Below are 25714 nucleotides of genomic sequence, written 5' to 3'. Positions count from 1 at the left end.
TAGCCATGCCCCGTCACCCTCCGCAAGCCTCCGGCCGGACGCCCCCCGCCCGCCTGGGCCCCTAGTCCTCCGGATGGTGGCTCAGCCCCACCCGGTTGCCCTCCGGGTCCCGGACGTAGAGCGTCCAGCGCGTCTCATGCTCCAGCGGCACCCCCGCGCGGGCGAAGGTCTCCACCACCCCACCCCTCGCCTCCCGGGGGATGCGGAACACCAGCATCAGCAGGCCCGGCGTCGGGTGGCGGAACGGGGATTCCTCCGGAGTGCCGTCCACCGCCTCGATGGCCAGGAAGGAGCCCCCGGGGACGCCTACCCAGACGCTCCGCAGGGCGCCGTCCTCGCGCAGGTGGCGTTTGAGTTCAGGAAAGCCCAGCAGGTCCCGATAGAACGTGGTGACGCGCTCCACGTCCTTCGCTTGAATCGCCACGTGGTGGAAGCCCTGAACGTCCTTCATGGCGTTGATGGTAGGGTCTGCCCGCCCATGGCGCGACTGCTCATCGTCGAGGACAACCAGGAACTGGCCTCCCTCATCGCCACCGTGGCGCAGACCCGGGGTCACGACGCGCTCACCGTGTTCACGGGCGAGGCGGCGCTGGAGTCGCTGGGGCCCACGGCCCGCTTCGACGCCGCGCTGGTGGACCTGCTCCTGCCGGACATCCGGGGCAGCGAGGTGCTGGGCGCACTCCGGGCCCACGCCATTCCCGCCATCGCGGTCAGCGGCGTCTACAAGGGCGACCGCTTCGCCCAGGAAGCCATTCAAGTGCACGGCGCGCGCGCCTTCTTCGAGAAGCCCTTTGAACTGGACGCAGTGATGGACGCGCTGGAAGAGGCCGCGGGCGTGCCACCAGTGCCCCACACGGAGCTGCTCGACGAGGTGGACCTGCTCGTGCTGGAGGAGCTGGTGGAGGACGAAGGGGTGGAGGAGCTGACGGTGTCCGAGCCCTCCTCCGAGCCGTCCGTGGAAGCCGCGCCGGAGCCGGCCCCCGAGGACGACGAAATCTCCGAGTCCCTGCCCCTGCCCTTCGCCCGGCGCGACGCCGTCTGGACGGAAGCCGTGCCCGCCCAGGAGCGCCGCCGCCGACAGCTCCCCGAGTGGTCGCTGGGCGGAGACCTGAAGCACACCTCGGTGCCTCGGCTGCTCAACGCCTATTACGAGGCGCGCCACCACGGCGAGCTGAAGCTGCGCCAGGGCACGGTGCTGAAGGTCGTCTACTTCGAGGCGGGCCGCGTCGTGTACGCCGCGTCCAACCTGGCCCCGGAGCGCTTCGGCCGCTTCTGCCTGCGCAAGGGCGCGCTGACGGAGGCCCAGCTCGCGGAGGCCACCGCGTACGCGCGCGAGCACACGCTGCGCACCGGGGATGCGCTCTTGAAGCGCGGCCTGCTGAGCCCCTCGCAGCGCAGGCGGCTGCTGGAGGAGCAGGTGAAGGACATCCTCTGGTCCACCTTCACGTGGACGGAGGGCGGCTACGGCTTCAGCCCCATGCGGCCGCAGCGCGCGGACCTGGTGCCGCTGTCGCTCTTCCCCGGTGACCTCATCGTGGAGGGCGTGACGCGCACGGAGACGCTGGTGGCGCTGCGCCAGCGGATGGCGCCCGGGCGGCGGTTGTTCCCCACGGCGGATCCGCCCTACGGCCTGCACGAGCTGAAGCTGGCCGGGCCGCAGGCGCTGCTCCTGGCGTTCGCGGACGGCACGAAGACGGTGGAGGACCTGCTCGCGCTCACCGACCTGTCCGAGCGCGAGGCCCTGGCCACCCTGCGCGGCCTGGAGCTGTCGGGCGTGCTGGAAGAGCGTCAGCAGACGCCCAACCGCCGCCAGCGCATCAGCTTCGGGCTCTGACGCCGCGCCGTCGGCGCGCAATCCACGCGAGCGCCCCCAGCCCGAAGGCCGTCACGCCGGAGCCACTTCCGGAGCAGCCACAGCCCGACGTGGACGGGGGCGGCGCTTCGGTGCGGGACACCACGATTCCGCGCAGGGTCGCGGTGCCGGAGAACGTGGGCTCGCCCAGGAACGCGGGGCGGATGACGTACGTGAGGGTCGCGGTCTCGCCCCCCTCCAGCGGCACCGGCTCCACCGCGAAGCCTCCGCCTTCCAGCGCCGTGGCGATCACCGGCTGGCCGTTGAGCCTCACGCTGTCCTGCACCACCTCCGCGCCGGAGGGGACCTCTTCGTAGCGGATGGCGGACACGCCGCACCCGGTGTCGTTGCGCAGGAAGACGGAGACGCCCACCTGGCTGGAGTCGGAGCCCGGACCTGTTTCCGCGCGGCGCTCCACCGACACGAAGGGCCGGGCGCCAATCCGGACCGTGTGCTCGCGGGCCGCAGCGGAGGCCCCTTCGCCCGTGGCCGCCACGCTCACGGTGACGAACTCCCCCACCAGGGACTCCAACTGCTTGTCCTTCGTGGACAGCTCCGCCGAGTCGTCCGTGGACACAATCGGCTCCAGTTCCGGCCCCCCAGCGTGAGACCAGGCCAGTTTCACCGTCGTGCAGGCGCCCTCCGGGAAGGTCTGCCGCAACGTGCCCCGGGCGCCGTCTTCACACGTGGCGACGAGCTCTCCGTCCACGTCGCCCAGCTCCACGTCGCGCGCGTCGCGCGTCAGCGACTGGATCGACTCGGACGTCTCGGTGGCGCCACCCGCGACAATCTCCTGCACGCGGACGCGCACGTTGTAGGTCGCGCTCCCGCAGGTGAGAGGCAGGTCCAGTTCGATGTCACCCGAGGCGCCAGTGAACGTCTGGGTGGCAAGCACCTGGGCCGAAGCATCGGAGGACTCCAGCGTCACCACCGTGGTGATGCCGCGCGCGGAGACGCAGGTGAGGGCCGGTGTCACCAAGCGACCGCGCACCTTGCGCTCCTCCGGTGGGTCCAGCGTCAGGACGGGCGTCACGTTCTTCATGGGCACCCAACGCGGCTTCACCGTCACATCGACGATGGACTCCGGTCCCACCAGACGCTGGCCCGCCACCATGAGCTGGTTGACCGCACGCAGCTTCACCGAGGTGTCGGAGCACGCCCCCTGCGAATCAACCACGACGGCGGTTCCCTCGACGGGCGTCGCGCCGACCGGCGGTTGCGGTGCCCCCAGCGCCTGCACCGCGTTCACCGCCACTCCCGTGGAGGCGTCGAGACGCGACCACAGCGTCGTCACCGGAGGAAGGTCCGCGTTGGGAGCACAGAGGTGGAGCGACTGGGGCTGCAGGCTCTCTCCGCTGAAGCGCGGCATCGGAGGCGTGCTGAACGGTGCCTCCGGAGGTCCCCAGGGATGGAACGTCACCGGGACGCTCCTGGGTGCGGAGTCCACTTCACCGTCGTTCGCGCGCACGGTGTAGGTGAAGACGGTGCTGACGGGCTTGCACCGGTCTGCCTTGTCGAGGACCGGGTCGAGCGTGGCCACCATGTCCGTCACGGTGAGCTTGGGGGCCCTCGTGGGCGCTGTCGCCCAGAGGTACTTGACGGGTGCGCAGCCGGAAGCTCCCCGCACCGGCGTGAGGGTGCCCGCGGAACCGCCCGCGAAGAAGACCCCGCCCGGCACGTTCACGGTGACATCCAGGGGCGCGGCGGGCGGGACGGTGTGCTTCACCAGCAGCTCCACCGTCTTCGTCACGTCGTGCGCCGCCAGACCATCCGAGGCCACCACGTCGAGGAAGGCACGCTGGCTCGCGCAGAAGCCCGAGTCCGCCGTCAGCGACAGCGTCAGCCCGTTGTCACCCGCCGGAGGCGGTCCGGACTGGATGGAGAGCAGTCCGTTGGGGTCCCGGGGCGTGAACGTCACGCTCACGGCGTCCCCGTCGCCATCGCGCGGGTTGAGGACCAGCGACGTCGTCCTGCCCTCCTCGACGTCGAGGCGGTCGGGCGCGAGCCTCATGTCCGGAGTGCTCTCGTTCTGGTAGATGAGGATGTTCTGCACCGGCCCGTTGAGGATGGCGACGCAGTAGGACGCGCCCCAACACGACATCTGCACGCCGCTCTGGGTGATGCCCGTGGGGAAGCTGGTGTTCTCGCGCCAGATGGAGCCGGGCAGCGACGAGGGTGACACCGGCTCCGCGCTGTAGGCCCTCACCCTGCCGTCCTTCTTGGCGAGCATCAGGCCGAAGCCGACTCCCGCGGCGGAGCCGTTCGCCACGTCGAAGGCGAGCGCCTCCACCGACCCGACGCCCGTGAGCACCGGAGCAAAGGGCCACGACGTCCCCTCCAGGGTCCCGCGAAAGAGCGCTGAGTTGTTGCCGAAGAAGGCGAGCGGCTTCGCGGGCGTCAGTCCAGGAAGGAGGGCCATGGAGAGCGGCGAGGCCAACGGAGGAGAACCCGGCGCGAGGAAGGTCTGCCCTGCCGCCCCCCGGTACCAGACCAGGTTGGCCACGGCCGAGCTCACGGAGTACAGGGCGTGCGGCACACCGTCGGACTGAGGAGGCAGCACCGCCAACGGCGCCAGGGGCACTGCGTTGGGCTGCGGCATCGTCAGGAGTCCCCATTGCGCGGTGCCCTCCTTCGGAAGGACAGACGAGCGGAATTCGGGTCCCCCCACCGGGACCTGGGCGGCGGCGGCGTAGCCCACGCCACCATCCGCGGTGAGCCGCACTGCTCTCAGTTTGTAGTCGCTCGCGGTGGGGAACAGGGCCTTGCCCTCATCCGGCGAACACCCCGCGACGCTCTGGAGCGTGCCGTCCGCGAGGATGCCCACCACGCAGTCGCTCCCTTGAAGGAAGCTGCCCGCCATCTCCCCCGACAGGGCGGAGATCCCGCCGTCCCGGGAGATGAACAGCTGCTCGCCCGTGGCCACGGCGAAGTGGCCAGGCCGGAAGACCGTCACATCGATTGGGACGCCATTCTGGGTCTGGGTGACGGTCCAACCCCCACGTGCCACCCCAGCGACCAGCACCAGCCCCAGGCCGACCATCCAGACTCGCACGTTCAACGTTCCTTCCCAGGCGACTAGTAGGCCAGCTCCGCCCGCAGGTAGAGGCGATCCGGAGCATCCACTGAATCCGCCCCCAACCCCAAACCACTGAAGCCCAGCACCGTGTACCCCAGGGCGACCCGGAGGCGCTCATCCAGCCGGTACGCCACCTCCGTCCGGAAGGAGGACAGGCCCTGTCCATCCGCCGCGGACGTGCGACGCGCGCCTTCCACCGCGACCTCCAGCCCCCCCACCACCCGCACCGCCGGACGCAGCGTGCCCGTCCACACCCACCGGGCCGAATCCCCCAGGCTGGAGCGGCCGGCATGCAGTCCCGCCGCCACCGACAGCCGGTCGCCCACCCGCACCGCCGGCATCAGCGACAGCGTCTGGAGCGCCCGGTCACCGAAGGCCGAACGGACGCCAGGAGAAAGCTCCCGCGTGAGGCCATAGCGGGCCACCACCAGCCAGGGGCCCGGCCGCCAGGCGACCGCCGCGAAGCCCTCCGCGAACCGCGCCTCCAGCCCGTCCTGGCCCGCGGTGTGCGCGAAGTCCAACCGTCCAGAGGCCGTCACGTCGCGCGCGAGCAAAGCTTCGGCGGCCAGCGCCAGCACCACCTGGGTGCGGTCCACCGGCGCCGGAACCAACTGACCGGGAAGGAGGACGCCGCGCGCGGGAGTGCCCTCCTCGTGACGGACCTCCGCGCGCACGTCCGCGCGCACGCGCTCTTGCAGCCACTGCGCGGAGACGCTGGCCACGTCGCGCCGCAGGTCGCCGTCGATGTCCAGCGGGTGGCGCACGCCGCGCTCGTAACGGGCACCCACGCTGAACCCGTTCAGCACTGCTTGCTGGAAGCCCACCGCGCGCGCGAGCCGCATGGCCGTGGCGTCGTGCGCGCTCACGTCCTCCACGAACACCGTCGTGCCGTCGCCCACCTCCGTGCGAGCCCCCGTCACCGCGCGCGCCGCGCCGAAATCCGGTCCGTCCACGTCCACGGAGTAGCCGCCGTAGTAGACCTCCGGGCCGCGCCGCATCCGCGCATCCAGCCACGCCTGCGGGCCGAGCTGGGGGCCCCAGCCGCCCTTGACGCCCACGGCGGCGTCTTTTCCCAACTCAAGCTCCACGCCCGCGGAGGTGAAGGTGTCATCCCTCCGGCCTGGGCCCGCGCCACGCTCGAACAGCCGTTGCCGGTGGCCCGCGGACACCACCACGCCCGGGGCCACGGCGTAGTGCCCCGCCACGCCCGCGGAGGTGCGGCCCCCTTCGAGGACCTCGCCGCTACCGGCCAGATCGCTGGCGCGCAACCAACCGTCACGCACCTCCACGCGCACGCCCCAGTCGCCCTCCTCCTGATAGCCGACGGAGGCGCCCAGCGTTCGCGCGGCGAAGGGGACATCCTGGAAGGGCAGGCGCGGATCCGCCGAGCGTCGCTCATCGCCCAGGAGCGTGATGCCCAGGGGCCCCACCGGCTGCGTGGCGCGCAGCGAGAGCTGTCGGAAGCGCGCGGCCTCCTGGTGGGCACCGTCGGAGAAACCCTTCGAACGCTCGCGCCACGCGGCGTTCACGGTGCCGCCAGACAGGAAGGGCACGGATCCGCTCAGGCGCAGGCCCACGGCGCCGCCGTGATCATCCTGGGTGCCAACAGGACGCAGGAAGCTCAGACCGCCGTCGTCCGATACGCCGAAGACGCCCGGCTCCACCGCGAGGCCCCGGCTGCTCGCGGCCTCGGCGATCAGTGAGTAGGCGCCCAGTCGCGTCTTTCCGCGTCCGGACAGCAGTTGGAACGGCGCGCCCTGGCGACGTTCGCGCACGGCGGACAGGCCCACGGAAGAGTCGCGCCAGTTCGCCCAGGCCTCGCCTCCCACCGTGTCGCGCGGATCGCCCGAGCGCAGCACGGCGTAGTCCACGACGAGGACCGGCTCGGGTGCCTGGGTGAGCGCGTCCGTGCGAAGCAGCGAGGACCCCGTGAACATCGACAGCGGGCGCGCGAGCAGGATGCGGCCCGCGAGGTAGTCGATGTCGTAGTCGCGGCCGCGGATCAGGTGCTGCTCGCCAAGAGGCAGCCCGGTGACGCCGTCGCGAACCTCCACGCGCACCAGCTCTGAACCCTCCGCCACGGTGTTGCCGCCCAGGTAGTACAGGCTGCCGCCCGTGGCCCGCAGCTCCTCGTGCGCGGGGATCGCGGCCAGACCTCGCGTCGGATCCACGAGCCCTCCCGCGAACGCGTCCACACCCACGCGCAGCTCGCCCAGTTGCTTCTCCACCTCCGCGTACGGACCGAAGAGGGGGCGGTGGTAGCGGCCCACCTCCCGGTCCTGCTGGAGCGCGCGGTAGGTGCCGAAGCCGGCGCGACCATACTGCTCGTGCCGGGCCTCCAGGCGCAGGCGCCCGCCTGAGGGGTTGGGAGTGAGGGACAGAGAAGCATCCCCCCACTCCGCCGGAGCGAGGTCGGGATCGCGCCAGCGGTCGAAGCGCTCGGGATGTCGCGGACGCAGCCAGTCCACGAGGGGTGCATCACTCAACTGGCGCAGGTCCGTGTCCCGCAGGTCCAGCTCTCCCACCACCTGCACCGGCCCCACCTGTGCCTCGCCATGGACCGCGCCACGGCCCCGGAGCCGGAAGCCGCCGCCCGCGGGCGCGATGCTGGCCTCCAGGTCGAGCAGACCCACGGCGAAGGGCTGGGCGCGCGCTTCGAGCACCAGCGTCACGGCGCTCGCGGGCCGCCCTGGAGCTCGCAGGGAGAGGGCAAGCGTGTTGCGCCCCGTCACGAGCCGCACGGGCAGGCTCGCGCGGCCGTCGGGGCCCACCGTGAGCGCGATCCCGGTCGAGGTCACCTCGGTGCCGGGAAGCGCCTCCACCCACACGCGCGTGTCTCCGGTGGGCAGCGGCGCGGCGTCGGACGAAAGGCCCTTCACGGTGCCCAAGCGCGTCGCCTCGCGGGGAATGACGAGCCACCCGCGCTCTCCGCGTCGAACCACGTCGAAGAGGCGCTGGAAGAGGCCCACTTCCCCTCGTGGCGTCGCGGTGGTGACGGAGACAGCGTTGAGCCCCGGCTGGAGCGGCACCATCACCTGCCATGCGCCAGAAGCGTCCACGGCCACATCCACGTCGGCCACGCGAACCTGCTCACCAGCGGCGGCCTGGCCCGTGAGCAGGAAGCGGACGCCCTCGGGGACGACGCGGGCCTCGGGAGGCCGTGCGGCGGTGGTTGACGCCGGAGCGGGAGGCGGTGCGGGGGGCAGGCGGATGGCGAAGTCCTGGAGGACGGCGGCACCCCAGGGGACCTCCACGGTCGCGGCCTTCGGGGACACCTGACTGGCCGATGGCAGCCCTCGGGGATCCACCTTCAGCTGGTGGCGTCCGGGGCGCAGGTGGAGTCCGCCCGTCGTATCCGGAAGGCGTGAGTCCACACCGTTGAGGTGGTAGCGCCCTGCGGCGTCGGTGCGCACCTCACGGCCGGTGGCCAGCACCAGGCGCACGTTGGCGAGTCCCGGCTCGTCTGGGCCGCAGAGGCCATCGCCATCCACGTCCTGACAGACGCGGCCCGCGATCGTCGAAGCCTGGGTGGGCAGGTCCAGGGCCAGCGACTGGGCGAAAGCTTGCGACGACAGCAGGAGCACGGCGAAGGCGAGCCCCCTCGCGACGAGATGCACGGAGACGGAGGCGCCCCGCGCGGCCCACGCGATGAACGGCACGAAAGCGGCGTTCGCCGCCCACGAAGGCCTGCACGACGGCGAGGCAGGACACGGCGTACCCACGCCCGCGCTCCCGGGCACGGACGCCCGGGCTGATGCCGGACAGGGGCGACTCAAGGCCGCACCTCTTCGATGGCCGTCACGCCCGTGCGCACGTCCGCCACGGACACGCTCACGGGTCCCTTCGCGCCCCGCACCGTGAAGCGCGTGAGCCCATCGCGCACCGTCTCGTCACCCCGCTCACCTTCGGACAGGGCGACGTGCACCGGCCGGTCCACCAGCACGACACCCCGCGAGTCCTCCACCCAGCACGTCACGCGCGTGCCCTCCACGCGCACCCGCACGTTGACCGGCAACGCCGGCCCGACGTCCGCGCCCAACGTCACACGGCCAGGAACCAGCGGCGCCTGCTCCGGGAACACCGGGCCGTCGATACCCAGCACGTACACCGTGACATCGAGCCCCGGCCACACGCCGTGCGTCACGCGCACCGTGCCGGTCCGAAGGGGCCCCAGAACCACCGTGCCGTCCGTCCCCGTCGTCTTCTCCGCGCCCGCCACCCGCAGCGGCTGTCGAGGCACCGGCAACCCCGCGAGATCCACCACACCCGCGACCAGCTCCTGGCCCTGCCGCCACACCGCGAGCCGCGCGGGCTCCGTCCCCGGAGGCCCGAACGCATGAACGGACAGCTCCGTGCGGCCCTCCGCGCCGTCCTCCGGCACACGCCAGGGGACGGTGAACGTCCCCGGCGGCGACTCCACCGCCGGGCCCACCGTGCCCACGGGCGTGGAGAGCTCCACCTTCGCCTCCGCGCGCGGCTGCCCCGACGCATCGCGGGCCACCACCACCACCCGCCCCTCCGTGCCCCGGTGCACCAGCGGTTCGGCCAGGGACACCGTCACGTCCCGCACGGGCCCCTGCACCAACTGCATCGGCAGCGACTCGCGCGACCCCGGACCGCGCTGCGGCCAGGCCGCTTCGATGCGCTCATCCGACGCGAGCACGCGCGGCGCGGTGTAGCGCCACTCCAGCATGCCGTTCGCGTCGCGCTGGGGACCTTCCAACCGCCCGTGCTTCGCCTTCGCGGTGACGCGCGCGTCCGCCACCGGCAGGCCCTTCGGATCACTGGTGGCGCACAGCAGCCGGGCCTGCGACACGCCATCCGCGGGCAGCCGCTGCGGATTGAGCACGCACGCCAGCCCATCCGTCGGCGGCAACTGGAGGTCGATGGCGATGCGCTCCACGTTGCCCGCGTCGTCCTCCACCTCGCCCCGGGCCAGGGGATGGCCGGGGGGAACGATCAGCGGCAGCACGAAGCGTCCGTCCGGGCCCACCCGCACGGGCCCGAAGCGCTTGCCCGCGACCTCCAGGGACAGCATCGCCCCGGCCTCGCTCACCCCGGGCAGATCCACCGACGTCGCCAGCGGCACCAACAGCCGCCCGTAGGCGCCGTGCACCGACTGCGGATGCGGCCACGCGGACAGCGCCACCAGGATGGCCGCCTCGGGCAAGCGCGTCTGCGGCAACACATAGCGGGCCACGTACGTCCCGGGGCCCGTGTGCTTCAGCCCTTCCACCAGGCCGGTGCTCGCACGCAGCACCGGCGGGGCCCCGCTGTCATCCGGGGTGCCGTCTGGCAACAGGCGCCGTACGGTGAGCGTCGCATCCGTGTCGCGCCCCTTCACCGGCTGGGCGGGCTCCAACGAAAGCTCCATGCGGCTGGCGGGCGGTCCCACGGCGTAGCGCGCCTGGGCCTCGTCCCCGTCGCCCTTCACGCGCACCACCACCTCGCGCACCTGGGGCTTCGGAACCACGACGAAGGTGCGCAGCGGGGGCGCCTCCGGACCGGGCCGCACCTGCGCGCCCTCCACCGTCACCGTCGGCGGCGCGAACGTCACGGGCGCGCCCTTGGCGTCCCGGCGCACCACCGCCACCGTGAAGCCTTCCGGCGGCACGGCCGCAGCCGGTCCGAGCAGCTCCAGGGAAGCCGCCCAGACCGGGGCACACACCAACAACAGGGCGGGGATCAGACGTTCCAGGGCAACCCGACTCTACAAGGCCCACCGTCGGGACTGCACCTCTTTGCTGCTGCATCCCGCCGGAAGTGGCGGTCCCTCAGGCCCCGGAGCGCAGTACGTGGGTGGCGTGACCCTCCAGGTCAGGCGGGCACCGCAGGACCTCACGGCCCGGGTGATGGATCAGGGCGGAGCGCCCCCAGAGGTCTTCTCCCAGAGCGCCTTCGGGTTGACATCAATCACCGGCGGCGGCTTCACGGACGGCGGCTTCACGGGCGGCACCTTCACGGTCACCTTGGCCTGGTCCTTCCCGACGCCTCCCCCGACCCCCCTTGCGCGCACCTGCACGTCGTTGCTGCCTTCCGCGAGCGCCACCTTGCGCTCGAAGCGCCCGTTCACGTCCGCGGTCACCATGGCGCCATTGACCTCCACCTGGTTACCGGGATCCGTCTGTCCGATGACGATGAGCTCGCGCTCGGGCAGCGCCTTCGCGGGCCAGTTCACCTTCAGCAGGATGCTCGTCGGGACGGGGGTGGGTTCGGAAGGATCCTGCCCGGGGCGGACGATGGATTGCTGACCCGGGCGGACGATGACGGCCTTGCCCTCGCCGCGCAGCTCCACCTCGCCCTCACGCGTGCCCACGCTCACCGTGCCCGCGCCATTGTTGCTCATGGTGAAGGTACCGCCGCTGGTGCTCGCCTTCGCGTTGCTGTTCTTCGCGGTCAGCTCGAAGCTGTGGCGCTTGCCACCCCGCACCGTGGCGGTGGCCGAACCATTGTCGAGCAGCAGCCGCGACAGCGAGGTGGTCAGCTCCTCCACGGACACCGCGGTGCCGGCGTCCATGCGGACCTCGAAGGTCTCGCCATTCACCAGCACGGCGTAGGAGCCGTCGCCCGTACGCACCGCGTCCGTGGGACGCAGCGCCATGCCCTTCTCGGCGGGAACCCACTCCCCCCCCTCGCCATGCCGCACCTCCACGGCGCCCTCGAAGGTGCTCAGCTCCAGGTCCACGCGCTTCACCTGGACGGGCAGCTCGGTCCCCGCGTCCATGGGCGTGGGGGGTTGAGGCGGCGCGGGGGGCTCTCGAAGGAAGACGAACCAGCCCACCGGCAGCGCGGCGAGGATGAGGACGACGGCGACGAGGAACGGCACCTGTCGCGAACGGGAGGAGGAAGCAGCCATGCGTTGGGCCCTGCCTAGCACAGCGGCCCCGCTCACGCCCGGGGCAGCACGATGGTGAAGCGGGCTCCCTGCCCTGCCTCCGAGCGGACCTCCAGGGTCCCTCCGGCCTCGGTGATGATGCGCCACGCGACGCTCAGGCCCAGCCCCACGTTGGACCACACGTCCTTGGTGGTGAAGAAGGGCTCGAAGATGCGCGGCCGGATGTTCTCCGCGATGCCCCTGCCGGTGTCCTCCACCTCCAGGATGCACATGCCGTCGCGCTCCGCGGTGCGCAGGGCCAGCCGCTTCACCGGCGTCTTGATCATCGCGGTGCGCGCGTTGGACAGGAGCGCCAGCACCACCTGGGACAGGTGTCCGGGGTCTGCCTTCACTCGGGGCATCTCCGGACTCAGCTCCATCACCAGGTCGATGCCCTCGCCGCGCGTCTGGTGCTCCGTGAGGTCCAGCGCGTCGCGCACCACGGAGTTCAGGTCCACGGGCCGCAGGTCCGGGCGCTCGCGCTGCTGGGAGAAGCGCAGCAGGTTCTGGGTGATGTCCTTGCAGCGCTTGGCGCTCTGCTCAATCTTGCGCAGCGTCTCGAAGTCCGTGTCGTCGCTCGCCCGGTCCAGCAGCAGGAGCTGCACGTTGCCGAGGATGCCGGCCAGCGGGTTGTTGATTTCGTGCGCCACGCCCGCGCCCAGTTGTCCCACCGCCGCCAGCTTCTGCGCCTCCACAAGCTGGGCCTGCGCGGCCCGCAGGTCCGCGGTGGCTTCATCCACCCGGGTGCGCAGGTCGTCATTCCAGCGCAGCATCCGTCCGCGCGCCGCCTCCAGCTCCTCGCCCATGCGGTTGAAGGTGGACGCCAGCTCGCTCAATTCGTCCTGCCCCTCCACCTGCACGCGGCGCTCCAGCTCACCGCGTCCGTAGGCCTCCGCGCCCCGCATCACCGCCGCGAGTCGGTGGTTGATGCGTCGGGTGAAGAGGCCGCCCAGGGCGAGCAGCACGCCCAGCGCGCAAGCGACGGACACCAGCACGGTGCGCCGCAGCTCCCGCACGGGCGCCAGCGCCAGGGCCTCATCCACCATCACGACGACTTCCAGGCCCAGCACGCCCGGCACCCGGGCCACGCTCATCCGGCGCGCGGGGTTCTTCACCTGGAAGCTGCGCACGCCGTCCTGGCCCCGGGTGGGCGACAGCACGCCCACCAGCTCCGGCTCCAGCGGCTTCAGGTGGCGCTCGGGCAGGGAGCTGGCCAGCACGCGGCCCTCGCCGTCCACCACCTCCAGCCGGGTCAGCCCCTCGCCCGCGCGCCGCTCCAGCAGCGCCTCCAGGTCGAGCAGGACGACCTCCGCGACCGCGTACGGCGCATCCCATCCGTCCGCCAGCTTCACCGCCACGCCCATCGCGGTCTGGCCACTGGCCGCGTGTCGGTAGGCAGCGCCCAGCGCCGCCTGCCCCTTGCCTCCCTTGCGCAGCGACTGCACCGGCACCGCGTGCACCAGCGGCTCCAGCCCCGCCTCGACGAATTCGGGATGACCCGCCCCCTGCTGGTACACCGGCGCTCCCAGGGGCTGCCCCAGGGCATCCAACTCCAGCACCGCGCTCACCGTTGGCGACTGGCCGTACAGCAGCGCCAGTCCCCCGCGCAGTTCCTCGGGCGTGGCGCGCTCCCAGTCGATGAGTTCGGCGGAGCGGGCCAGACTGTTGACGACCTCCATGAGGTTCGTGCCCACGGCCTCGGCGGTGGCGGACGCGAGCGCGCGCTGCTGCTCGTCGATGTGCGAGGCGACCTCCGCCTCCGCGCGCGACAGGAGCAGGAAGCCCACGGCGGCCAGGGGCAGCACCGTGGCGGCGAGCATGAAGAGGATGAGCTGCTGGTAGAGCCTCATCCCGTGATGGACCGGACCACGCGCTCCACGTCGCTGCGAAGGAAGACGGAACCCGGGATGGCCTTGGCCTTCTTCTTCATGTCCGCGGCCCGGCGCGCCAGCTCCGCGTGATCATGCGCCACGCCGTCCGTCATCACCGCCACCACGGACACGCTCATGATGGGGAAGTGGCGCTTCTCCCCGAAGCGGTCCTCCGCCTCGATGTGGCCGCGCTCCCGGTCCTGCCTGTCGTAGTAGAGCGGGATGATCCGGTCGAATTCCTCGATGGCCCGCTGGCACACCCGGTCCACCGACTCCGTGGAGGTGATGAAGACGAAGTCGTCTCCCGCCACGTGGCCCAGGAAGTCCCCGACGGCGCCTTCCTGCTGGAAGACCTCCCGCATCAGGTCGCCCGTCTGGCGCACCACGCCGTCCGCCTTCGCGAAGCCGTAGTAGTCGTTGTAGGCCTTGAGGTTGTCCAGGTCCAGGTAGCAGAACGCGAACGGCTGGCGCGCGGACAACCGCCGCTGCACCTCGCGCTCGATGGCGGTGGAGCCCGGCAGTTGCGTGGTGGGCGACGAGGACAGCTCCTGCTCCTTGCGCCGCAGCAGGCTCTCCACGCGCGCGCCCAGCTCCAGCGCGTCGAAGGGCTTGGTGATGTAGTCGTCCCCGCCCAGCTTCAGCGCGCGCACCTTGGAGGACGTCTCCGTGCGCGCGGAGATGAAGATGACGGAGATGTGGCCACTGGCGCGCTCGGCCTTGATCTCCTCCAGGAACGCGAACCCGTCGCCATCCGGCAGGGACACTTCCAGCAGCACCGCGTCCGGTCGGCGCTCGCGCAGGGAACGGCGTCCCTCCTCGATGCTGTGCGCGACGCCCACCTCGAAGCCCATGCCCTCCAGTACCTCGCGGCAGATGGAGGCGATCTTCGCGTCGTCGTCCACCACCAGCACGCGGCCGTGCTGGGCGCCAGCGCGGCCCCGCGACAGCGAGTCCACCGTGGCCAGCAGCTTGTCCCCGGCCAGCGGGCGCACGAGGAACGCGTCGGCGCCAGCACGGAAGGCGCGCTGGCGCTCATCGAACGCGGAGGTGAGCAGCAGCGGCGCGCGGCGCGTCTCCGGATCATTCCGGAGGATCTCCGCCAGCCGAAGGCCGTCCACGGCCGGGTCCGGCAGGCGCACCGACACGAGCAGCACGTCCGGGTGCATGTTGCGGGCGGCGCTCAGGCCCTCTTCCGCGGACGACGCCAGCCGCACGCGGTAGCCCCGGGCGCCCAGCAGCGCCTTCATGATGTGGCCCACCTCGGGCTCGCCCTCGATGATGAGCAGCTTGCCGCGGGCCTCCGGGCGCACCGGCTGCGGGAAGGGCTGCATCTCCACGCCCTCCTGCGACAGCACCTCCTGGGGAGGTTCGGTGGGGAGCACGGCGATGAAGCGCACGCCGTCGTGGGACGGCTCGCACCAGATGCGACCGCCGTGGGCCTCCACGATGTTGCGGCAGATGGCCAGCCCCAGGCCGGTGCCGCGCACGGTGCGGTTGGCCTGCGTGCGGGCCTGCTCGAAGCGGTCGAAGATGCGCTCCAGGCTGTCCTCGGCGATGGGGTCGCCGCTGTTCCAGCAGGACAGCACCACGTAGCCGGGCAGGCTGGAGGTGGCGCGCAACTCCACGCGCACCTCGCCGCCTTCGGGCGTGAACTTCACCGCGTTGTTGAGCAGGTTGTTGAGGACCTGGTTCACGCGGTTCGGATCCAGCATGGCGCGCAGCGGGTGCTGCGGCAGCAGCGGCACCACGCGCACGCGGCGCTCCGCGAAGGCAGGGCCGTACTTCTCCACCACGCGCTGGACCAGCTCCTCCAGGTAGATGCGCTCGAAGCTCATCCGCAACCGGCCCTGCGCGAACTTCGACAGGTCCAACAGGTCGTCGACGATGCCGTTGAGCTTCTCGGCGGAGTCCTTGGCGAGCGACAGGTAGCGGTGCTGCCGCTCGTTGATGTCCCCCGCCATCCGGTTGAGCACCAGATCCAACGCCCCGGTGATGGAGGTGAGCGGCGTGCGCAGCTCGTGGCTCACCATGGAGACGAACGCGTCCTTGCGCTCCTCCAGCCGCTTCTGGTCGGTGATGTCGCGCAGCACCACGCACACGCCTCGCAATGTGCCGCGAGCGTCGTTGACGGGCGTCACGGTGGTCTGCACCGTGCGATCGAAGAGCTTCACGTCCTCGCGAAGGATCTGGTGGCCGCTGTACTCCAGGTTGCGCACCAGTTGGAACGGCTGGAAGCCCAGGCGGTCCTCCAGCAGGCGGCTGGAGTTGCCCTGCCCTTCCTCGCCCGCGCGCAGGAGCCGGCGCGCGGCGGGGTTCATCACCACGATGTCGTTCTTCTCGTCGGTGAGCACCACGCCGTCCGCCATGGACGCGACCATGCGCTCCATGCGGTGACGGGCCTCCTCCTCCGCCGAGCGCAGCGACTGGATGGCATCCGCCGTCTGGTTGGCGAGCACGTCCAGCAAGAGGCCGTCGTCCTCGGTGAACGCGTCCGCGCGGTGGGAGAACAGCGACAGCATGCCCACGGGCTTGCCCGCGGCGGTGAGGTTCACCGTGAGCTGGTTGGGGTAGACGACGGGCGAGGCCGCGTCCTGGGTGGTGGTGCCGGTGACGCGGGTGATGACCCGGTCCTCGGGCAGCGCAAGGCCACTGCTCTTGCGGTACGCGCCGAGCATGGACTCCTTGACGCCCAGCAGGGCCTGCTCGCCCACGTTGCCCACGCAGCGCAGGCGCAGCGTGGCGCCGCGCGAACCCTCTGGCGCGATGAGGGCGGCGCCGCAGTCGTAGGGCAGCACGCGGGCCACGGCGGTGAGCACGCGGTCGATGATGGCGTCGTAGCTTGCGGGGTCGTTGGCGCTGGCGCGGCTGACCTCGTAGAGGACGAAGAGGGCTTCCACCCGCTGGTGGAGCTGGCGGATGAGCCGCTCCTTGTCCTTCTTGAGCTGCGAGTACTCCACCGCGTTCTTCACGGTGATGAGCAGGTCATTCACGTCCCAGGGCTTGGTGACGTAGCGGTACACCTGCCCCTGGTTGATGGCCGCGATGATGTCCTGCGGGTCGGTGTAGGCGGTGAGCAGCAGCGTGGTGACATCCAGACCTTCCGCGCGGGCGGCGGTGACGAGCTCGATGCCCGTCATCTCCGGCATGCGCTGGTCGGTGACCAGGACGTCCACGGACTCGGTGCGCAGGATTTCCAGGGCTGCCCGGCCGGTAGGCGCCGTGAGGACGCGGTAACGCCGTTGGAACATCCGGCTGAGGATGTCGAGGACGTCAGCCTCATCGTCGACGAAGAGCAGCGTGTGGCGGAGGTCGGACACGGCAGCGCCAAGTGTACGCTGAGATCAACGCGCCTCCTCAAGTTGCGAGAAAGACGGGCCTCCGACAGCACACACGGTATGGGTGGGGGCACTGAACAGATTGACTCTACACGTATGTTCAGGGAGCATGGGGTACTGAAATTCTGTTGCCCGGTCGGCTCAAGCAGGCGGGCAAGCAAGCGAAGGAGTGCGGCCATGGAAGAACTCACGGAGCGCCAGCGCGAAATCCTGACCTTCATCGTGAAGGAGACGGAGAACCGAGGCTTCCCCCCCACCATCCGGGAGATTGGGGAGCACATGGACATCCGCTCGACCAACGGGGTGAACGACCACCTGAAGGCCCTGGAGCGCAAGGGCTACCTGACCCGGGGCGAGCAGCAGAGCCGCTCGCTGGTGCCCACCAAGCGGGCACGGCTGCTGCTGGGCCTGGGGATGAAGAGCCGGGACTCGGGGATGATTGAAATCCCGCTGCTGGGCAAGGTGGCGGCGGGTCTGCCGGCGCTCGCGCAGGAGAACATGGAGGACTCGGTCAAGATCGACAGCTTCCTCCTGGGTGGGGTGAACGGGCGTGAGGTGTTCGCGCTCCGGGTGAAGGGCCAGTCGATGATCGACGACGGCATCCACGACGGGGACTACCTGTTCGTGAAGAAGACGCCGTCGGCGCAGCCCGGGGAGATCGTCGTGGCGCTCATCGAGGACGAGGCCACGGTGAAGCGCTACTACCCGGAGGTGGACCGGATCCGCTTCCAGCCGGCGAACGCGACGATGCAGCCCATCTACGTGAACAAGACGGACTTCCGCTCCACGATGATCCTGGGCCAGGTCGTGGGCGTGTACCGCAAGCTCCAGGGCGGCCGGACCTAAGCCGTTGCCGTGAAGCCGCCCGGGCGGAGTTGGGCCCGGGTGGGCTACATGGGCCGTGAGCACCGCCTCATGATACGACTTCGCGGAGCCCGACGAGAATCGAGCCGCGAAGCATGACCGAGCACCTGCGCCCTGTCTTCCATCCCGAATGGGGACGCGTCCACCCGATGCGCGAGTCAAAACAGGCCACGCACGTCTGGCAACATCTTTATAACCCCGAGGAGCGTTGGGACGCCCTCGTGGGCACGGACATCCAGGTCCTCGCATCCGCGGCCGAACAGCAAGGCGCGCCCCCGCCGCCCAGGCTTCGTCCAGGGCAAGCCAGGCCGCAGCTACCCCGCGTTTCCAAGCGTTGCTACATCCTTCTGAAGGAGCACCACGACGCGTACTACGCGCCAGTCTACCTGCGCGAACTCGATGCGGCTCGAACCCAGTGGGCCGTCCAGACTCGCGAGACACGAAGCCTGCTGTGCTGCACCCCCCGGGGTGTCCTCATTGCGGTGAGCCACTCCCATCCCAGGGCCGTCCTGACGGCATATCGGCCTTCGCTTCCTGTCAGCGAGCCAGGGGATGGGAGTGACGCCGACTATCAGGTGATCGCCCGCAGTCATTGGGAAGGCCTCACGATGCCTGACGACTCCACCTGGAAGAGGGGTTTGCTCCGCGAACTGGAGGAGGCCGGTCGTCAGCAACCCCGTCGCGCGCTCGATGCTTGGCGGCTGGCCCGTGCCATCGGTCATGGTCGCGCTCTAGTGGTCAGGGCTCCGGGCATTGTGCCCCACCTCGATTCCGCCGAGGCCCTGCTGGCCCGCCATCGCCAGGACGTCATCTACCTGCTGGAAGGAAGACTGCGGTCCGATGCGAGTGTCGCGGGGCTGGACGCCGCACTGGAGGCTGCGGAACCTCACGAGGTTCAAGAGCAGTTGGTGTCCCTGGCGGACTTCTTGGTCGTCTTCGAAGTGCTCGACCAACAGGTGGAGAGCCACAGCCTCCAGGAGAGGATCCAGCGGATCCTGAAGTCCTGGCCACCGAAGTTGACCGGGTTCGACCTCCTGGCCCAGGCCTGGCTTGAAACTGCGGGCCCCACCGTCCGCCCGCTCTGGGCCTCTGTCCTCGCCGCGCAAACCACCCTCAGCGCACGGACCGGAGGCATGCTGGACCAGCCAGCCGACGCCCTGGGAACACGGGTGAGACGCCGCATCCAGGAAGCCATCTCCCTGACGCGGGTCTGGCCTGCCGCAGCCTACGCCAGCAGCGGTATCGACTTGGGACCCGAACCGCTTGAGCTTCACCGGTGGGATGAGGCAGTCCTCTCACTCACCCCAAGCGAGGATCTCCAGACACTGATGTTGCAGGTGTCCGGGTTGGGCCGCCGTGAGCTTCCGAGTGGCACCCGGGATGGAATCCCGCTTGAGTTCATCCGCGATGAGTTCGACGCATGGTTGACGGACGCTCTTCCCGGCGCGTACCTCATCACGCTCCGGGATACGGACCTTGAGTTCAACTTGGTAGGTTGAATCCATGAACCGCTCCGAAGTCCGTGACCGCCTTCAAGGATTCATGAGGCGCGGGCAGTTGCATCTCGCATGGGCCTTCGCGCTGAAACGAATCGAGAGCCCAGGGGACCCATCCCTGCGGCGAGGCCTGAAGCATCAGTTCCTCCGAGCGTTCCTGCTGCCCAGGCTCCCCGCGAGCTTCTGGAATGAGCACCGGCGCGAGGAGGCCCGGCGGTTGGGAGTGGTTCCCTTCGAGTCGCCACTGCGCGTCGGAGAGATGGCGTTCCCCGTCGTGTTCCCATCCTCCCAGGAAGGCTGTTTCGTCAGCGCCTCCGTGAGGTTTAGCGAAGGCGCTCGGGATGAGTTTCCGCAGGAAGGGGAGGCCATGGACGCCTCAGCCCGCCGCGCCATGGAGGAAGCCTTGGAGGCAGCGCGGCGGCTCACGGGTGAGCAGCGGCGCTTTCGGGTGGTGCTCGACAGGCCGTTCGCCGAACCCATGCAGGGCGCTTCGTGCGGCCTCGCCGTGGCGCTCGCGGCCTTGTCCTGTATCGACGGGCTGGAACTCGATGACAGCCTCGCGGCCACCGGAGAGGTTTCTCGCGAGGGCTCCATCCGGCCCGTGAGGGATCTGGACAGGAAGTTGGCGATGCTCCTTGAGGCCAGGCCACTGGCACGGCTTCTGTGCCCGGTCGGGCACGCGGTCCAAAGCCCTCTGCTCCCGGTATTGCGCATCGAGGATGCCAGGACGATCGCGTGGAAGCCCAACCGCCGGATCCTTGAGAAGGCGCTGACAACGTTCAAGCACATGCGCATGCAAGACCCGGCCCTGTGCCGCCTCCAATTTCGAGGTCTGGCGAAGATCGCCCGGGGCGATGGCGCGGCCGAACTCCAATTGCTGGACTTCGCGGTTGCCCCTTCGCTGCGAAACGAGCGCACGGAGCACGTGGAGTCCGAAGCGGAGCTGCACAACCAACTGCGAAACCCGCGCATCCCGAAGGCGGCTCGCCACCAACTCGAGTCGAAGCTACGCCAACTGGAGCAACGATCCTGGAACTCGCGCAACGAAAGGGACGACGCTGCGCACTCCTTCGCCTGGGCACTCCACTGCGCTCGGCGCATGATTGTGATTGGCGATCCGGGCGCGGGCAAGAGCGTCCTCACCCGCTTGGCCTTCCTGGCGTGCGCTGAGGGAGAAACAGGCACAAAGGCACGGTCTCTGCTGGGCGCGGATGTCTGGTACAGACGCGAAGAGGCACGGGCCATCCGGTTCATGCGCTACCTGCTCCCGGTGCGCCTCGTGCTCGGAGAATTCGGTCAGGCGCTGATGGAAGAGGGGACATTGACCCTCGAACTGTTCATCCGCCGCCAGCTCCGGAAGGACGGAGCCGCCCCAGCGCTGATGAATGGTCTCGACAATCTGCTCCAGAGAGGGCGCCTGCTGCTGATGTGTGACGGACTCGATGAAGTTCCAGAGGGGGCGCGGGGGCGCGTCGTCGATGCGGTGTCGGCGCTCATCCGCAGCCACCCGAAGGTGCGGATGTTGGTGACCTCACGCCCTCATGGCTATGCCCCACGCGTCGCCGACTTCCAGCACTTCACACTCGCGCCACTCGACTACGGACAGCGGCGTACCCTCGTGGCGCGCATCCATCGCCTCGTCGAGGCCCGAGAACACCCCGGATCCGAGGGCGTCCGGCGTGCGCGGCGCCGCACGAGCGCGCTGCTCCAAGCGATCTCCCAACGGAAAGAGTGGGAGGAGCTCATCAGCAATCCGCTACTGCTCACCCTGTCCGCGCTTGCACGGCCCAACGCGAACGGTGTCCCCGAGCACCAGGTCGTCGTGTTCGAAGGGTTCATCCAAACGATCCTCCAGGAATGGCGCTCCGCGCTAAAGCGTCCGGCGGAGCAGGCCGAGCACCTCCTGGAAGCCTGGTACGCAGTCGCCTTCGATTTGGTGCAGGCGGAGCTTCGTCATGGCGTGGGAGAAGCAAGACTCCTCCAGATGCTCGCCGAGGCACTCGCGCCCCACGCATCCATCGATGCGAACCGCGCGCTTTTCCTGGCGCTCGAAGCAGGCCTCGTCCGGGAGACGGGGCGGAGCATCGCGTTCTGGCACTCCGCGTTCGCCGAGTTCCTGGCCGCGCGCTTCCTCGCCGCGCGAACGGAGGACACCGACGGGTACCTCCTGAAGCGTCAGTTGACCCCACTGACCCTGAAGTTTTCCGTGGCACTGCTCGACCACGTGTTCGAGGCACCTGCGAGGTGCGATGCGCTCGCCCGGGCAAAGCTGTCGCAGGATGAAGAGGGCGCGAACGTGTTGCTGCGGCCAGGGCTGCGCACCGTCTCGGACTGGATTGCCGACGGTATCCGTTTCGCACCCGATATCCAGGAGCGTGTCTGGGAAGCCTGGATCGAAATCCTCGAGAGCGCCCCACCCTCCCCGCTCTGGGTCGACTTCGGAAGGTTCGCGGATCGGGCGCAGCCGGAGTCCCTGGACTCCGGGCTCGTGGCACGTCTTGCCCGGGTGGATGCTCACCGCGTCCAGGAGGTCCGAGAAGGCATTGCCCAGATCGTCGCGCCGGCCGCCGCGAAAGAGCCTGCGGCCCGGGCCTCGTGCGAGCAATGGCTCCTGTCCTCCGAATACTCCCCTTTGAGGAGCCTTGGCGCATTCGGACTCGCGGTCACCGGGGATTGGAGTGATGCGGTAATCCGGGCGCTGAGCCGATTTGGGAGAACGACGAAACTCTCTCCCCAGGCATTGAGCAGGCTGGTGCAGGGGAGCGCAACCATGGCCCTCCCTCGACTCCAGAGCCTGGTGGGCCAGCGATTCGCCTCGGAGGCGCCAGGAAGCTCGTCCCAGGGAATCTCCCCTGAGGAAGCCCGACCTGAGACGGCATCCAAGGAACTGCGGCTCTCAGCGGCGTGCCTGCTCGCGGTCGCGGGAGAATGGAATGACGACGTCGCCTGGGTGATGAAAGCGGCCTTCAGTGACCCCCAAGGCGGGAGCATGGAAGAGGAACTTCAATCCGTGATGCGGTTCTGTTCCCACGAGAGCGTCGTACGCGAAGCCCTCCTGACGTGGCTCAGCGACGACTCGCCCCTGGGGGATCGCGCACGGAAGCTCGTCCGGGAGGTGGCTCCCCTGCATGAAGACATGCCCGAGAAGGTGCTGGAGCGCATGGCCGGGACCCAGGGCGCGAGGCGCGAGAAGCTGGAGGAACTCCTCGTCTCCATCGGAGGGGAATTGCACAACCTACCGGAGGTCCTGCGACAGGGCCTTGAGGATGCGCAATGGGGAGAACGGCGGCTTTGTACCGCCCAGGTCCTGATCCAGCTCTCAGGACAGGATCCCCTTCTGCATGAGTCCCTGCGACGAGGCATGCGGTCCGGCGAGCCCATGGATCGCGCACGATGGGCCCATCTGGCGCGGCGACTGGAGACGCTCACGCCCATGGCGCTGGAGACGCTCGCGGACTGCTCACGCTCACCTGACGTTCACGTCCGCGCCATGGTGTATGGCCCGGAACCGAGCCAGCTGAAATGGCAACTGCGCACGGAGCGGCTTGAAGGGTGGCTCGCGGTCGCTTCCGATCCCGGAGTGGTGGCCCAGGCCCGGCTCGATGCACTCCATGCCGTGGAGCGGGTGACTGAACTCCACTCGCAGGTAGGGCCCATCCTCCGGGAGTTGCTCTTCGTCGAGGATGCGAGGGTGCGCTGGTCAGCGGCGCAAAGCCTCTTCTGGCGAGAAGAATTCCTCCCGGAGGCGGCTGTGATCCTGACGCAGGAGGCCGTGCGTGGGGGGAGGGACAGCTATGTACATCTTCGTGAGCTGCGGAAGGGGACGCCTGTCGCGGGCGTGGTGGTGCGAACACTCCTGCATGAGCTCTCAGGAGTCGCCCTCCCCGCCGATTCGCAGGGGCCCTTCCGGGAGGCTTCGAAGTGGGTCTACGTGCTGGAGGAGCTTGTAGAAGCGAAGCCCTCGTGCGTGCAAACCCTGCTGGAGGCCCTGGATCTGCCTGGGCTCGCCGGCAGGGTTTCCTGGAGCACGCTGGGAAGTCTCATGAGGAAGCACGCGCTGGTAAGAGACATGGTGCGCGCAGCCCTGGGCGAGACGATGACGGCAAGAAGCGCCATCACACGGTTCCACCTCATCCAGCTCGGACTCCAGGAAGAGGAGACGCGTCCCGAAGCCATCGCGTTGAGCCGGTATCTAGACCCTGGCTCCCTGCCACAGGAGAGCATCGGCAGTCTGGCGTACTTGCTCCACCAAGCGGGTGAACCCCGCGAGGCCGCTCGGTTATGGAGGCACGACCTGGAGGGGACAAATCCTCAATGGGTGCTGAACGCAGCCGACATGCTCCTTCTTCACTTCCCCGAAGAAGCCCTGAGTCAGGTCCAGGCCGTGATCCACCGCGTGCTGGACTCGCCGACCCCCGAGCACCGGGTTGGCGCAGGGCGCTTCGCACTCCGTGTCGGCGTCCATGAGGAGGAGGCTTGCAAGGCATTGATTGAATGCCTCAAGACAAAGGAACGACACGTCGACATGCTCTGGGGCAGGGACTGGTTCCGATATCTCCCCATCTCTCGCCAAGCGTCACGAGCGATCAGGGACGAGGAACGACTCAAGCGAATACAGCCACACATGCGGCCACGCAACGACTTCGCCGCGATGGAGGAACTCTGTGCATTGCGGCCGGACACGGGCCTGCCGCTCCTCGCGGCATGGCTGGAAGATGAAGATTTCGAGCGTTTCTCGTACGCCTCGGAGCTCCTCGCGGAAGATGAGACATACCGGGCGCAGGTGCGCTCCGCCATGGCGCATCGCCTGCGTTCAGATCCTCCCGCCGTGTTCCAGAGAGTCATCCAGTTCATCGAGGCCCGCGGCTTCTATTCGGAGCATCTGGTGGAGGAGTTCCTCAACCGGTACGACGAGGTCGAAGAGTCGGCGCGATACAGGTTCGACTCCTCCATCAGCGATTGGCTTCGGATGCGTCCCGGAATCTGGACCGTGCTCCGGAAACAAGCGTCTCCACGACGGAGCAAGGTGATGCAATGGCTTGAATTCTCTCCCCCCCTCCATCGCCACATGGTCGCGTTCGCGGTGGAGTTCGTCCTTGAGCACACACCCGACAGCGAGGCCAGGTACACGGAATCCATCCTTGAGCGCTGGTGCACCCGATTGCCGGAGCAGAAGGAGGACGCGCAGGAAGAGTCCCAGGAACCTCGCCCTCCCTCATGGGTGCCGGAACAGGTGCGCGGATGGATGCATGAGGTGCTCCAGGAGCAGAAGTCTCCCGGCAACCTCTTCGTGGCCAGCGCGTTCGACAGGCTCGCTGCGACGGCGGACCTGCCTGCGGGTGAGCGCATCCCAAGGCTACGCCAGACACTCAGCATGGATGTCTCCTTGATTGAAGGAGAGGACGATAGGTTCCAGTATTTCCAAGGACTCGCCGCGCTCCAGTTGCTGGAGTTGGGGGACCAGGATCCACACATCTTCCAGAGCCTGGAAACCACGGTGCACACCCTGGCGAAAGGCCGCTATGCGGAAACCCTCCAGTTCGCGACGGCCCTGTTGAGTCAGCGGCCTCCCGATGATGCGCTGCGAAGTTGTTTGCTTAAGTGGGTGTCTCACACCTACTGGATCTCCTTGAATCAGATACTCGACCTGCTCAAAGGGATGGGGCTGACCGTGCAGGAGCGGATCAAGTTCCTGTCTGTCCGCATGCAGAACGAATCAGCACGGACGGATCCCCTTGGCATCCTCGATGCGCTCGCGGAACTCGGATGCCCGCCTGAACATCGCGCGAAGCTGCTCCTCACGCACATCAACGAACTCCCAGAGAGGCGGTCGACACAGACGCTGCTGGAACTGGCCAGCCGCCCAGAACTCACTGTCATAGACCATGCGAAGCTGGCACTGACCGCCCTTGCACCCTCGAAGGACCGAGGCAGCAATGGAGCGGTGGGCCACTGGGTCGCGCGATTCGCGTCCCAGGCGCACCTCAGCACCGAGGACCATTGGTCGTCCTACGCAGATTCGGTCTACTTGGTCCTGCGCCAGCGCACGCTAGCAAAACTGTCGAAGGTAGATGATCCGGCGTTGGTGGACCAAGCCCTCGCCGAGCTCTCGACGTCTCACTCCGAAGCGTTGCTCTCCCTCTACCGCCCCGCTCGCAAAGGCGGCGACCTCTCCAACAAGGACTGGGGGGCATTGAAGACACTCCTCGCCACCGGGCCACCCGACTCGGAGGTCACGCTCTTCGCCAAGGAGTGGTTGATGCTGGGGCTCTGGCAGACCCTGGAGCCCGAAACGATCCACCGCTGGCACCACTCGTGATGCAGAAGCCCGGCGCGCGATCGAGTT

At 69.2% G+C, this 25714-nt stretch carries 11 protein-coding genes; 4 read left to right on the top strand and 7 right to left on the bottom strand.

The window, feature by feature from the left end:
* Nucleotides 1-61: 61 nt before the first annotated feature.
* Nucleotides 62-451 (bottom strand): VOC family protein, encoded by a 390-nt coding sequence (locus tag OV208_RS12725; RefSeq protein WP_267574099.1) that lies wholly within the window; start codon nt 449-451, stop codon nt 62-64.
* Between the two features lie 27 nt (nt 452-478).
* On the opposite strand from OV208_RS12725, the gene OV208_RS12720 reads away from it, so the two are divergent.
* On the top strand, nt 479-1834 hold the full coding sequence (locus tag OV208_RS12720) for a DUF4388 domain-containing protein (RefSeq protein WP_267574098.1): 1356 nt from the start codon (nt 479-481) through the stop codon (nt 1832-1834).
* Here OV208_RS12720 and OV208_RS12715 read toward each other — a convergent pair.
* The 6 genes from OV208_RS12715 to OV208_RS12690 form a co-directional block, all read right to left on the bottom strand.
* The gene (locus tag OV208_RS12715) at nt 1818-4904 is read right to left on the bottom strand and encodes a hypothetical protein (protein WP_267574097.1); all 3087 of its coding nucleotides are present in this window, start codon (nt 4902-4904) and stop codon (nt 1818-1820) included. The two genes, OV208_RS12720 and OV208_RS12715, sit on opposite strands and share 17 nt — an antisense overlap.
* 23 nt (nt 4905-4927) lie before the next feature.
* Entirely contained in the window at nt 4928-8587 is a 3660-nt protein-coding gene (locus tag OV208_RS12710) for a flagellar motor protein (RefSeq protein WP_324291372.1), read from the bottom strand.
* A gap of 113 nt (nt 8588-8700) precedes the next feature.
* On the bottom strand, nt 8701-10605 hold the full coding sequence (locus OV208_RS12705; RefSeq protein WP_267574283.1) for a hypothetical protein: 1905 nt from the start codon (nt 10603-10605) through the stop codon (nt 8701-8703).
* Nucleotides 10606-10785: 180 nt separating this feature from the next.
* Nucleotides 10786-11784, bottom strand: a complete 999-nt coding sequence (locus OV208_RS12700; RefSeq protein ID WP_267574096.1) for a FecR domain-containing protein — start codon at nt 11782-11784, stop codon at nt 10786-10788.
* A 32-nt stretch (nt 11785-11816) separates the two neighbouring features.
* The gene (locus OV208_RS12695) at nt 11817-13652 is read right to left on the bottom strand and encodes a sensor histidine kinase (RefSeq protein WP_267574095.1); all 1836 of its coding nucleotides are present in this window, start codon (nt 13650-13652) and stop codon (nt 11817-11819) included.
* Complete coding sequence (locus tag OV208_RS12690) at nt 13649-16990, bottom strand: response regulator (protein ID WP_267574094.1); 3342 nt, start codon at nt 16988-16990, stop codon at nt 13649-13651. Before OV208_RS12690 ends, OV208_RS12695 begins: the two co-directional genes overlap by 4 nt.
* 195 nt (nt 16991-17185) lie before the next feature.
* On the opposite strand from OV208_RS12690, the gene lexA reads away from it, so the two are divergent.
* From lexA to OV208_RS12675, 3 genes are all read left to right on the top strand, one after another.
* Complete coding sequence (lexA, locus tag OV208_RS12685) at nt 17186-17854, top strand: transcriptional repressor LexA (protein WP_120540422.1); 669 nt, start codon at nt 17186-17188, stop codon at nt 17852-17854.
* Nucleotides 17855-17967: 113 nt separating this feature from the next.
* The gene (locus OV208_RS12680; RefSeq protein WP_267574093.1) at nt 17968-19371 is read left to right on the top strand and encodes a hypothetical protein; all 1404 of its coding nucleotides are present in this window, start codon (nt 17968-17970) and stop codon (nt 19369-19371) included.
* Between the two features lie 4 nt (nt 19372-19375).
* Nucleotides 19376-25687, top strand: coding sequence for an NACHT domain-containing protein (locus OV208_RS12675; RefSeq protein ID WP_267574092.1), 6312 nt, complete (start codon nt 19376-19378; stop codon nt 25685-25687).
* Nucleotides 25688-25714 lie beyond the last annotated feature (27 nt).

The organism is Corallococcus sp. bb12-1, from assembly GCF_026626765.1.
Taxonomy (GTDB): Bacteria; Myxococcota; Myxococcia; order Myxococcales; family Myxococcaceae; genus Corallococcus; species Corallococcus terminator.
Note: the sequence above shows the minus strand (reverse complement) of the source record. Positions and strands in the feature narration are given on the sequence as shown.